This is a genomic window from Paenarthrobacter sp. CM16, from assembly GCF_013179505.1.
Taxonomy (GTDB): Bacteria; Actinomycetota; Actinomycetes; order Actinomycetales; family Micrococcaceae; genus Arthrobacter.
On the sequence record NZ_JABMCX010000147.1, the window covers coordinates 1 to 12,031 of the forward strand.

Annotated in this window: 11 protein-coding genes and 1 pseudogene; 7 read left to right on the forward strand and 5 right to left on the reverse strand. The window is 63.7% G+C overall.

Annotated elements, in window-relative coordinates:
* The 3 genes and pseudogenes from HP499_RS13820 to HP499_RS13830 all read right to left on the reverse strand — a co-directional run.
* Positions 1 to 364 (reverse strand): annotated as a pseudogene (locus HP499_RS13820) (LytR family transcriptional regulator); the annotation flags it as partial.
* A gap of 20 nt (positions 365 to 384) precedes the next feature.
* Positions 385 to 948, reverse strand: a complete 564-nt coding sequence (gene purE / locus HP499_RS13825) for a 5-(carboxyamino)imidazole ribonucleotide mutase (protein ID WP_172324608.1) — start codon at positions 946 to 948, stop codon at positions 385 to 387.
* On the reverse strand, positions 945 to 2,132 hold the full coding sequence (locus tag HP499_RS13830) for a 5-(carboxyamino)imidazole ribonucleotide synthase (RefSeq protein WP_172324609.1): 1,188 nt from the start codon (positions 2,130 to 2,132) through the stop codon (positions 945 to 947). The genes purE and HP499_RS13830 overlap by 4 nt, the downstream gene beginning before the upstream one ends.
* A 191-nt stretch (positions 2,133 to 2,323) precedes the next feature.
* Here HP499_RS13830 and HP499_RS13835 point away from each other — a divergent pair, with 191 nt between their 5' ends.
* Complete coding sequence (locus HP499_RS13835) at positions 2,324 to 2,887, forward strand: GtrA family protein (protein WP_172324610.1); 564 nt, start codon at positions 2,324 to 2,326, stop codon at positions 2,885 to 2,887.
* Here HP499_RS13835 and HP499_RS13840 read toward each other — a convergent pair.
* Positions 2,874 to 3,569: a TIGR03089 family protein gene (locus tag HP499_RS13840; protein WP_172324611.1), complete on the reverse strand. Its 696-nt coding sequence runs from the start codon at positions 3,567 to 3,569 to the stop codon at positions 2,874 to 2,876. The genes HP499_RS13835 and HP499_RS13840 overlap by 14 nt on opposite strands.
* Before the next feature lie 376 nt (positions 3,570 to 3,945).
* Between HP499_RS13840 and HP499_RS13845 the strand changes: the two genes are divergently transcribed.
* From HP499_RS13845 to HP499_RS13855, 3 genes are read left to right on the forward strand one after another with little or no spacing between them, the layout of a single operon-like run.
* Entirely contained in the window at positions 3,946 to 4,491 is a 546-nt protein-coding gene (locus tag HP499_RS13845; protein ID WP_172324612.1) for a WhiB family transcriptional regulator, read from the forward strand.
* Positions 4,492 to 4,520: 29 nt separating this feature from the next.
* Positions 4,521 to 7,874, forward strand: a complete 3,354-nt coding sequence (locus HP499_RS13850; protein ID WP_172324613.1) for a glycosyltransferase — start codon at positions 4,521 to 4,523, stop codon at positions 7,872 to 7,874.
* A complete protein-coding gene (locus tag HP499_RS13855) occupies positions 7,867 to 9,504 on the forward strand; it encodes a DUF5719 family protein (protein WP_172324614.1) in 1,638 nt (545 codons plus the stop codon). The genes HP499_RS13850 and HP499_RS13855 overlap by 8 nt, the downstream gene beginning before the upstream one ends.
* Before the next feature lie 6 nt (positions 9,505 to 9,510).
* On the opposite strand, the gene HP499_RS13860 is transcribed toward HP499_RS13855, so the two are convergent.
* Entirely contained in the window at positions 9,511 to 10,029 is a 519-nt protein-coding gene (locus tag HP499_RS13860) for a metallopeptidase family protein (RefSeq protein ID WP_172324615.1), read from the reverse strand.
* 141 nt (positions 10,030 to 10,170) lie between these two features.
* On the opposite strand from HP499_RS13860, the gene HP499_RS13865 reads away from it, so the two are divergent.
* The 3 genes from HP499_RS13865 to HP499_RS13875 all read left to right on the forward strand — a co-directional run.
* On the forward strand, positions 10,171 to 10,548 hold the full coding sequence (locus tag HP499_RS13865) for a DUF3499 domain-containing protein (protein WP_172324616.1): 378 nt from the start codon (positions 10,171 to 10,173) through the stop codon (positions 10,546 to 10,548).
* A 146-nt stretch (positions 10,549 to 10,694) separates the two neighbouring features.
* The gene (locus HP499_RS13870; RefSeq protein ID WP_172324617.1) at positions 10,695 to 10,913 is read left to right on the forward strand and encodes a Trm112 family protein; all 219 of its coding nucleotides are present in this window, start codon (positions 10,695 to 10,697) and stop codon (positions 10,911 to 10,913) included.
* A gap of 45 nt (positions 10,914 to 10,958) precedes the next feature.
* On the forward strand, positions 10,959 to 12,031 hold a 1,073-nt coding region (locus HP499_RS13875; protein WP_172324618.1), incomplete at its 3' end, for an adenosylhomocysteinase.

Consider the following 12,031-nt stretch of genomic DNA (forward strand, 5'->3'; position numbering starts at 1 on the left):
GGGCCGGCCTGATGATCCGCAAGGTGTTGAGGAAAAGGTAGGCCCAGCCCAGTGCCAGGGCCACGAGCACCACGATGATGAACAGTGAGCCAACCGGATGGGTAAAGATACTGAGCAACAAGGTGCGGTTCACCATGGCGATGAAAAGAGTGACCAGTGCCAGGGCCCACACGGTGAGCGTGACACGCAGCGCTACCCGGCCAAGTTTCCGGTCCCCGGCAACAATCTGGGCGCTGCCGGGGATAAAGAGGGTGAGCAGGACCAGCACGAAGGCGCGTTTGGTCCGTACCGGGGCGCTGGCCCCGGACGGATATCGGACGGGATCAGTCAGGGCGGAACCGGGCTGATTCGTAGTCTTGTGCATGGTAGTCAACCGGTGCCTTCCTAGCGGGGGCTCCGGGCTGAAGCGTTGGCCGGGGAGAAGACTTCCTCTACTTTGCGGCGCAGGTTTTCGCCCTTTTTGGTGGCAACGTCATTGAGCTCCTGGGCGAAGTCGAGCAGGTCTGCGCGGAGCTTGGCGGCGAGTTCGTCCGTTCCGGAGGCCAGCATCCGGACGGCAAGGAGTCCGGCGTTGCGGGCACCGGCAATGGAGACCGTGGCCACGGGAACACCGGCGGGCATTTGGACGATGGACAGCAGGGAATCCATGCCATCCAATGTCTTGAGGGGAACAGGGACGCCGATGACAGGGAGCGGTGTCACCGAGGCCAGCATGCCGGGGAGATGGGCGGCGCCGCCGGCACCGGCGATGATGACCCGCAGCCCACGCTGGTGCGCGGTCTGGCCGTACCGGATCATCTCGGTGGGCATGCGGTGTGCAGAAACGACATCCGCTTCAAAGGGGATACCGAATTCGGCCAAGGCGTCCGCTGCGGCTTCCATGACGGGCCAGTCTGAATCCGAGCCCATCACGAGCCCTACCAGCGGGGCTGTTGATTCTGACGTCATGAGGTCTCCTCAAGGGTGGTCTGCTCGGGCTGGCGGCCGTCGCGGATGATGTTGGCCACGATCGTGGCGCGCTGGCGGACAGAGTCGACGTCGGAGACCGACGTGCCTACGAGGTTGACGTGGCCGATCTTGCGCCCGGGGCGCACTGATTTGCCGTAAGAGTGGACCTTGGCTGCGGGCTCATAGGCCAAAGCCATGGGGAAGGCCTTGTACAGGTCCTGGTTCTCGCCGCCGAGGAAGTTCTTCATGACCACTACCGGTGCCAAGGCGTCCGTTGCCCCCAGTGGGAGGTCCAGCACTGCCCGAAGATGCTGTTCGAATTGGCTGGTAATGGATCCGTCCTGCGTCCAGTGGCCGGTGTTGTGCGGGCGCATGGCGAGTTCGTTGATGAGGAAGCCCGCTCCCACGCCCGGTGTCTCAAACAGCTCTGCCGCCATGACCCCGGTGACACCGAGCTCGTTGGCGATGCGCAAAGCGGCTTCCTCGGCGGCCGCGGCTACCTCAACGGGAATGTTCTGGGCCGGTGCAATAACTTCGTCGCAGACACCGTCCACCTGAATGGTGTGGACCACGGGCCAGGCCCGGGATTCGCCTCCAGGCGTGCGGGCAACCAGAGCGGACAGTTCGCGGCTGAAGTCCACCTTGGCCTCTGCCAGCAAGGGGCTCATTGCCTGGAACCACTCGGCTGTGTTCACGGCGTCCTCTGCTGAGTCGACGATCCTGACACCCTTGCCGTCGTAGCCGCCGCGCGGTGTCTTCAGGACCACGGGCCAGCCGATGCGATCACCAAAAGCCACCAGCTCATCAACGCTGTGGACTGCGGACCATTCAGGATTGGGAAGTCCGAGGCGGTCAATCGCAGCCCGCATGACCAGCTTGTCCTGGGCATTGACCAGTGCGTCGGGGCCCGGCTGGACATTGACGCCGGCATCCAGCAGGGCTTGCAGGTGTTCCGTGGGGACATGCTCATGGTCGAAAGTCAGTACGTCCAAGCCCTTGGAAAACTCCAGGAGAGCTCCCAGGTCCTTGTAGTCGCCGATCGGGGCCGTGGCCACGGCGGCTACAGCCGAAACGTCCTCACCTTCAGCCAAAACACGCAGTTCGAAGCCCAAAGCGGTAGCGGGCGGGGCCATCATTCGTGCGAGCTGGCCGCCGCCAACAACGCCAATTACTGGAAAAGTCACAAGGTTCAGCCTACCGAACCGGCGGCAGGATCACTGTTTCCGGCACCCGTGCTGCTGGTTTTCCACAGCTTCCGCCCCTGTGAGGGGGCCGGTATCGGCGTTCTCACAGTCGCCGCAAAGGCAGCGCAGGGAAAACGGCGCTAAAATGGGCTTGGCCCATTGGCCCACCTTTTCAACGGCCATGGAGGGTCATGATCACCACACTTGCAGATCGCATCCGCGGACTTGCCTCGCTTTTTTGGCGTGAAGTGGCAAAGTTCGGCGCTGTCGGCGGTGTTGCTTTTGTCATTGACTCGGCCGTTTTCATCTGGCTTTTCTCCGGACCGATGCATGGCAGCGAGGTGTGGGCCAAGGCGATTGCGACGATCGTTGCGAGTATTTTCTCGTGGGTCGCCAACCGTTTCTGGACCTTCCGCCACCGTAAACAGGCCAATGTGGTCCGTGAGGCGGTGCTGTTCGCCATCATGAACCTGGTGGGGCTGCTGATTGCGTCCGGTTGTGTGTGGTTCGCCAAGTACATCCTGGACCTTAACGACAAGCCGTCGCTGTTCATCGCCGGCAGCGTTGTTGGCCTCGTCCTGGGTACCATCTTCCGTTTCTTCGCCTACCGCTTCTGGGTGTTCAACGAAGAGCTGGATGCCGAGCCCGAGTTCTCGCATGACCACGAGATCATCGAGGTCCACCACAAGGCCAAGAGCGACGCCGGAGCCGCCAATCCCGGCACCGGCGAGTTGCCTTCGGCTAAGAACGGCTGACCCGCTCGTTCTCCAGCAGGTGCTCGGTCACGTCGAGGTCCGGATGCACCAGTACCACTGAGCCATCGCCATGCCATGCGCCCAGTGAAGCTGCCAGGCAGGCTTCCAAGCCTTCGGTTGCGCGTACCAGGAGTCGGACGCCGGGTTCCTGGCTGGTGGCGAACTCCTCAATGAGGGCCTGGTGCGTGAGCTCCGAGGTACCCCGCACTGCGGGGAGGTCCGGCGCGGCTTCGTTGTGCGCCATGAAGACGTCGCCGTGGGAGCGGACTTCCGCGGCATAATCAACGACGCCGGATGGCAGCTCGCCGGGCCAGCGCATGGCAAGTGCCGCGAGTGGCACTGCGACCACGGCGTCGAAGCCGGCCCCGGCGCCGTCGTCGGGCGTGTCGGTGACCAGGAGATTTGCCGACGTCCCGTCAAAGACCACCTCCATGCCCAGTTGCCACCCGGCAAGGGCCCAGACAAACGACTTCCAGTGCGCTGGGAGGTCAAGCCGGATGGCCATGCCTGGTTCGGCATCCAGTTCGTCCTGGAGGAGATTGCTGGTTTTGGCCACCCAGTTATCCAGAACGCGGCCGGAAAGTTCCACCCGCTCCGAATCAGGCCCGTACCACGTCAGCCGTGGTGAGGTTGAATGGCCGGATCGCAGGGCGGTCATCAGGTTCTCTGCCGGGATGCTCATGCGTCAATCTTGCCACGTGGCCCCCCGCCGTCCTTGGGAATATTGCGGGGATTGTGAATTGCGACACATCCCGGTTTCTCCAGTCGGTGGGCTCCCGCGTCCCGAGGCTTAATTTTCCCCGGAAATTCAATGAAACTTCACGTAAATTGATCCGGGCCTCCCGTTTCCCCGGGAGACACGTAGCGGCACGGGCAAAATGTTGGGCGTGGCGCATCCCACGTTTCCACGGATTCTTGATTATTATCCCGGCGCAGCTTGACTGACGGGTAGTTACACGCGTGTAATTAGTAATCAAACGCCGCTGCACAGATGACCGGAACGTCGCCGGGAATCGGAAACACATCCACGCAGCAGCTGCAAAATCAGGAGGGACGCCATGGGGCAAGCGTTGCGTATCCAGGAAGATGCAGTCGTCGCAGAACATGCGTCGGTGAAATACCGTTCGCGGGAAGTACCGGGGGATTGGTACGTCGACCCAGCGGATCCGGAAGCGGCAGACCGCTACAACCAGAATGTGCAGGACTCCTTGGAGGATCAGGCGACTGCCCTCCTTGCCGCACATGAGGCTCTGATCGGCGATCTGCCTGCAGCTCCGGACGAAGACCTGGACGACCCTCCCATGGAGGTGCGCCGTCCACTGGAAACACCGGGACAACCTGTATGGATCGGGCTTCCGGGCCAAGGCGACTTCGATGACGAAGGTGAACTTGGTTGGCAGACTGATGCCCTCTGTGCACAAACGGATCCGGAAGCTTTCTTCCCGGAAAAGGGCGGTTCCACCAGGGATGCCAAAAAAGTCTGCGGTGCGTGCAACGTCCGTTCGCAGTGCTTGGAATATGCCCTCGCCAATGATGAGCGGTTCGGAATTTGGGGCGGACTCTCTGAGCGGGAACGTCGTCGGCTAAGGAAGCGAGCGGTCTAATTCTCAAGGAAGTTCACGTTACCGCCGTTGTGGTCTCCCACAACGGCGGCAACTATCTCCCCAGGACACTGGCGGCACTGTCGGATCAAACACGTCCGGCAGATGCCGCCATTGGCGTTGATACAGGTTCCACGGACGGTTCGCTGGATATGCTCCGCGAAGCTTTCGGCCAAGGCAACGTCACCACCTTCCAGCAGCCGAAATCCGGCTTTGGCGCAGCAGTTCAGGCAGGCCTCCAGGAGCTGGATCCGCCCAAAGCCGCAGCAGAAGGTGACGCTGGAAGCCGCACCGGCCCGGTTGACTGGATCTGGCTCCTTCATGACGACGCAGCCCCGGCAGCCGACGCCCTGGCTGAACTTCTGCATGCCGTTGAACGGGCCCCCTCAGTCACGGTGGCCGGTTGCAAGCAGCTGGGTTGGGACAATGAGCGGCACCTGGTGGACGTGGGGCTTTCCACGAGCCGCTGGGCGGAACGTCTTACCCTCATCGATGCCGACGAAGTGGACCAAGGGCAATACGACGCCCGCACTGACACTTTTGCCGTGAATTCGGCCGGTATGTTGATCCGGCGCGATGTCTGGGAGTTGATGCAGGGCTTCGATCCTGCACTGCCCGGCAGCGGCGATGACGTGGACTTCTGCTGGCGCAACTGGCTGGCAGGAAATCGTGTGGTGGTGGTTCCCAGCGCCAGGATGTTCCACGTTGAGCACCGGCCCCATGGGTTGGGCACGTCCTCGGCCGCGCGGAAAGCCCAGATCCATCTACGGCTCAAGCACACTGCCTGGTGGAAGGTTCCTTTCCAGGCGGTAGGAGCACTGTTCGGAGCAGTCGTTCGGCTCGTGCTGAGCATTCTGGTCAAGGAGCCCGGATACGGCTTCTCCCAGTTCACTGCAACCATTGCCGCCCTCATCCGGCCGCTGGCCATTGCGCGGGGCCGCCGCGTTGCGGCAAGGACGCGCCGGGTCCACCGCTCCGTGATCCGCGGCTTGCAAACATCAACGCGTGAAGTCCGGGCCAACAGGCGCTCCTTGCTGGAGGCAATCCGGCCCAGTGAAGAACCGTCGGCAGTCTCCGACCTCCTGGCACCGGAACCCAGTGGCGATGCCGCGGACGATTTCGCGGCACTGGCAACCAACGAACGCGGTTGGGTGGGAACAGGCGCAGTCGCAGCAGCCTTGGTGGCCCTTGTGGCAGCATTTATCGGCCTGCTGGGGCTGCTCCGCTCCGGCGTCGTGGCCGGTGGCGGCCTCATTCCACTCTCTTCAACGCCGGGAGACATCTGGGCCAACGCCTCTTCATGGTGGATTTCCCTCGGTGCAGGATTGCCGGGTCACGGGGATCCCTTTGGTTACGTACTGTGGCTGCTGTCCCTCTTTGGCGGGGGAGACGGCAACTCTGCCATGGCTTGGCTTTTGATCCTTGCCATGCCGCTCTCTGCCGTTGGCGCATGGTTCGCTGCCGGTGCTTTGACCACCAAACGCCGTTTCCGCACTGTTGCGGCTTTGGCGTGGTCCGCCGCTCCTGCACTGCTGATCGCCATCAACGAGGGCCGCGCCGGTGCCCTGATTGCCCATGTGATGATGCCGCTGTTGCTGCTGGCCCTCTTGCGTGCATCAGGTTCTGCTATTGGCCAAACGCGATCGCACGCCGCCCCATCACTGAGCAGGCGTCCTGCTCCCGTTCCCGGTAAGCCCGGAATCAACGGAACACCCTCGTGGACCGCAGCCGCGGCCGGAGGGCTCGCCATGGCCATTGTCACCGCCTCGGCGCCGTCCCTTTTGGGACCGATAGTTGTTGCCGTGATACTGGCGGCCGTCATCCTGGGCCAGCGTGGCAAGACCCTGTGGTGGTCGCTCCTGCCCACCGTCGCCTTGTTCGTGCCCTACGGAATTTCCGTGGTGGACAGACCCCGTGCCCTGCTGGCTGATCCCGGACTGCCTGTGACGTTCGAGGCTGCGCCGCTCTGGCAGCAGTTGCTCGGACAACCGTTGGCATTCGAGATCGACGGCGGTCTGACCGGTTTGCCTTTCTTTGGTCCAGGGCCACTGCCGTGGGCTTTGCTGCTGGCGCTGTTGGTCAGCGCGCCGGTCCTGATCCTGGCAGTGACGGCACTGTTCCTGCCCGGCAAGCGGACGGCCGTGGCACGCGTATTCTGGTTGGCGGCCCTGGCCACCCTGGCCAGCGGCTGGTTGGTGGGGCACGTCGCCACCGGAGTCAACAACAACGTCATCGTTGGACCCTTCACCGGCCCCGCGGTCTCAGCGGCCGGCATGCTACTGCTGGGTGCTGCGGTCATTGGTGCGGACAAAATCTTCCCGGCGCCTCGTCGGATGACCGATTCCAGTGGTTCGAAGCTGCCCCTGAGCCGTGTGGCTTCCGGGCTGGTCCTGATGCTCCTTGTGGCTGGGCCACTTGCAGGCATGGGTGCCTGGGCAGCCCGTAATGTTCTTCAACCTTCGCCCGCGCCAGGGGTGTCCGCATCAGCCACTTCGGCCGAGCCGGGATCGTCCTTGGGAGCTGAACGCCAAGTATGGCCGGTTGAGTCCGGCACGCTGCCTGCCACCGCCGTGGACCGTGGCCAGGGACCTGAACGAACCCGCACACTGGTCATTACCAGCGGCGAAGAGGGTGCATTCACGTCCTCCTTGATGCGGGGAGCCGGCACCACTTTGGACAGCTTGTCCACCATCGCGTCCGCCCGGACGATCATCGGCGCACCGGGTCGCGAGGAAATTGTGGATGACGACGCCGCCACAGCCTCGCTTCGACGGGCGGTAGCCACCATTGTTGCCAGCAGCGGAGTGGACCCGCGCGCCGATCTTGAACAGCTGGGAGCCGGATTCGTGGTCCTCAAGGCCGCGGACAACGCCGCCCAGCTGACGGCGAGCAGGATTGACGCAGTTCCGGGCCTGGTTGCCGTTGGACAGACCGACGCCGGATGGCTGTGGCGTGTCACGCCCCGGAACCAGCCTGCCGCAACAGCTGCCGAAACCGCGCACCGCGTCCGGATCATCGATTCCGAGGGCACCACCGTGGCAGGAGTGCCGGCAGATGAAGTGTCTGTGGACGCTTCCGTCCCTGCAGGCGGAGAGGGCCGCAAGCTCGTCCTGGCTGAACGCGCCGATCCCGGCTGGACAGCCTGGCTGGATGGCAAACAGCTCACGCCGGCCACCTCCGGATGGTCGCAGGCCTTTGAACTTCCAGCCAACGGTGGCGAGCTGGAAATCCGTTACACCAACCCCTGGGCTTTGTGGCTCGGCATGATGCAGGCCGTGGTGATAGGGCTGACGGTCCTGTTGGCCATCCCGATGCCTGCGCGCCGCACCCGAACCGGTATGTCGAGGGATGAAGTCTCCCTCCGTAAGGAGTACAGCAGTGTCTGAGGACCAGAAGGAGCCCGTCGAGCAAAAGACCTCGCGCAGTGCCGGTAAAGGCTCGCGGAGCTCCAACCGGGGTGTTGTCACAGGTGCCCTCTCCGCAGTCGTCATCCTGGCCGCCGGTGGAGGTGCTGTTGCTGCGGCCGCGATGCTGCCCCAGCCATCCGGCGGGACCACCATGGATATCCGGCAGGCCGACGTTCCGGCGGGCCGCGCCCTGGGTGTTTGCCCGGAACCTGCCCGCCTGGTCAATGGAACGGTGGTAGGAACGGACGCAGACTTCAGCCCCGTCTCCACTACCGCCGTCAGCGCCCTGAACGCAGTGGTGTTGAGCAACCCCGCAGGAACGGTTCCCGGGAGCAAAGTGACGTCGCTGGAAGGCGAAGCCGTCGCCGAGATCGCCAAGGCGCCGGCCAGTACTCCCTCCCCAACCGCCGGACCTCCGGTGTTGTCTGCCGGTATTGCCTCGATTTCACCGGTGACGGCTCCGGCTGTCGTGGGAGCGGACCCTCTGGGAAATGAGCAAGCCTCCCTTGCCGCCAATCTCAGCTACGCCGCCACCGATGGAGATCTCCGTGGGCTGGCTTCGGCCCAGTGCCAAGCGCCGGGAAACGACGCCTGGCTCTTGGGAGCCAACACAGCAGTAGGCCGTACGGCAGTCCTGAACCTGAGCAACGCCTCGGAGACTCCCGCCACGGTGAACCTTGACCTCTTTGGGGAGCAAGGCCAAATTCAGGCGCCAGGGGCACGTGGCCTCCTGGTTGCTCCCGGAACTACCCGCTCAGTGAACCTTGCAGGCCTGGCTCCCAGCGAATCGCAACTCGCTGTCCATGTGCGCAGCACCGGTGGCCCGGTGGCTGCGACCATTCAGCAGAGTGTATTGCGTGGTCTTGCTCCCGGCGGCGTCGAATACCTTTCGCCGGGCTCCGGGGCCTCGAGCCTGCAGGTCATGTCCGGTGTGGATATCCAGGATCCTGCAGCGACGAAGGCACTGGCTGCAAAATCCGGTTTCGCTGACGCTGCGCCGGCCCTGCAGATCGCCGTCCCCGGTTCCACCGATGCCGTAGTGCAGGTCAGTCTCTATGGGGCCAACGGCGAACGCAAGATTCCCAGCGGGGGAGTGGTCACCGTCAAGGGCGGATCAGTAGCCACCGTCAACCTTGAGGGCATACCGGCCGGTACTTATACCGTCAGGGCAAGCTCCGACGTCGCCTTTGTGGCCTCAGCCCGCGTGACGCGGGGAGCCAAGGCAGAGGAAGCCATCGATTTCGCGTGGTCTCCCTCCTCTGCCCGCCTGGGCAGCCAGCACCTGGTGGCCGTTCCGCGCAGCGGGCAGCGGTACTTGAGTTTCGGCGTCCCGGAGGGGCGGGGCACGGTGAGTTACGCGCCCGTCACCGCTGACGGTGCAGTAGGCAAGTCCGTTGACGTGGACATGTCCGGTGGCACAACCTCGTTGATCGAACTCCCTGCCAAGTCCGGGGACTCGGTGGTAGCCGGGTATGTGGTCTCAGCCTCCGGTGACCCGATCTATGGCGCACTGGTGCTCGGCACCCAAGGCCGCCCGGACATCTCGGTAGTGGCCATCCAGGACGCAGCCGCCGGACTTGAGAAGGTCCCGGTTTCGGTGGGCTACTAGCGGGCGCTACTGGTACCGGCGGCGGTACACGGGATCCAGTGTCTCCGGGGGCACGCCCAGCATCTCAGCGGTGTACTCCACCACGACGTCATGCACCAGGTCCTGCAGTTCCTCCCGGGTGTTGGAGCCTTGCTCCACCACCCTGCGATACACCGTGATCATGGGTGCCTCGCCCCGGCCGCCGGGCGTATAGGCGCCCAAGGGTGCCGGGCCTCCCTGGGCAACAAGTTGTTCCAGATTGGGCGGGATCTCGTCGACGGCAAACAGCACGCCGTCCAGCTGCTTTCCCCACATGTCCTGGAGCCGTTCGGCAGAGTCCAGCACCATGTCATCGAAGCGCTCTGCCCGGGTACGGAAGCCGGGAAGGCTGGGGAGCATCAGCTCTCCGCGCAGTCCCCGTCCGTGGCGGTTACGTCGGCGCCGCCGGAAACCGCGCGCGCCCGAACCGGCGTGTTGCTCTGCCTGATCGCCATCGGCGTCAGTCCACCGGATGCTGAATCCGGGAACATGTGGCTGTGACTGCATATATCGACTTTAGTACCGTGGAACCGCCAGCGCGACATCATCGCCCGCACCGCGCCGGACTTGCAGCGGAGTCGCGGGCTTCAGGGGCCACGGGCACCCAATGCGCGAATCCGGGGCCAATTGGCGCTAATCTGGGATGTTGTGGGTGCTATTCGTCAATGTTCAAGGTCAGCCTGCCGCCAGTCAGCGGTGGCTACTTTGACGTACGTGTACGCCGAATCGACCGCCGTCCTTGGCCCATTGGCCACCTACGCCGAGCCGCACGCGTATGATCTTTGCTCGCAGCACGCGGAGAGCCTCACGGTTCCGCGGGGCTGGGAGGTGCTCCGCCTGGCCATGCCTTCCTCGCCGCCCGAACCTGGTCCCGACGACCTCTTGGCTCTCGCAAACGCCGTTCGTGAGGCTGCCTCCGCAGCCCCCGAGAATCCTGCCCGTCAGAGCCACGCGCACCTGGAACCGCCTGCGTCAGTGGAGGGAACCAGGCGCGGCCACCTTCGCATCCTCCGCGAACCATCCTGACCCCATCAGCTTTTCGGCTTCGATTTTCAGCTTGGGACGCAATTCGTCGCCCCGCTCCAAACAGCCTGATCCTGCGCGGTAGTCTGGAATCTGCAGATAACATCCGCCAGCTGCGCCACGCCGGCGCCACCCAGGGAGCATCATTCATGCCAAAGGTCAGTCCTGAACTGTTGTCCATCCTGCGCTGCCCCGTGACGGGTTCACCGCTGGTCCAGGAGGGCGAGGAGCTGGTCTCCACCGCTGAAGACTCCAACGGGGCAAAACTCCGCTATGCGATCGAGGACGGCATCCCCCTGCTCCTGCCGCCGGAGCTCCTCGCCGCGGCCAATGCAGCCACTTCCGGCCAGCACGATTCCAAGGCCTAGCCCACACTTCTTCACTCAATCCGCACGGTACCCCTAAGGACTTTCATGACTTTTGACTTCAAAGTGGCTGACATCTCCCTTGCCGAAGCCGGCCGCCATCAGATCCGCCTCGCCGAGCACGAGATGCCGGGACTCATGTCCCTCCGCGCCGAATTTGGCGCTTCGCAGCCCCTCAAGGGCGCACGGATTGCCGGTTCCCTGCACATGACCGTCCAGACGGCCGTCCTCATCGAGACCCTTACCGCGCTGGGCGCTGAAGTTCGTTGGGCTTCCTGCAACATCTTCTCCACCCAGGACGAAGCCGCTGCCGCCGTCGTCGTTGGTCAGGGAACGCCTGAGGACCCCCAGGGCGTGCCCGTCTTCGCCTGGAAGGGCGAAACGCTGGAAGAATACTGGTGGACTGCCGAGCAGATCCTCACCTGGCCCGGCGCGGACACCAACCCGGAGTTGGGTCCGAACATGATTCTCGACGACGGCGGCGACGCAACGCTGTTGCTCCACAAGGGCGTGGAATTCGAAGCCGCCGGTGCCGTGCCGTCGGCAACGGAAGAGGACCCGGAAGAATACGTCCTCATTCTGGACCTCCTCCGCAGGACCCTGGCAGCTGATCCGCAGAAGTGGACACGCCTGGCCGCCCGGATCGAGGGTGTCACGGAAGAAACCACCACCGGCGTCCACCGTCTGTACCAGCTTGCCGAGCAGGGCAAACTGCTGTTCCCGGCCATCAACGTCAACGACTCCGTCACCAAGAGCAAGTTCGACAACAAGTACGGCATCCGCCACTCGCTCCCTGACGGCATCAACCGGGCCACCGACGTCCTCATGGGTGGCAAGGTAGCCGTCGTCTGCGGTTACGGCGACGTCGGCAAGGGCGCTGCAGAGGCCCTGCGTGGACAAGGCTCCCGGGTCATCGTCACCGAGATTGATCCCATTTGCGCCCTCCAAGCGGCCATGGACGGCTACCAGGTGGCCAAGTTGGAGACTGTGCTTGCACAGGGCGACATCTTCATCACCACCACGGGCAACAAGGACGTCATCATGGCCGAGCACATGCTGGGCATGAAGAACAAGGCGATTGTTGGAAACATCGGCCACTTTGACAACGAGATCGACATCGC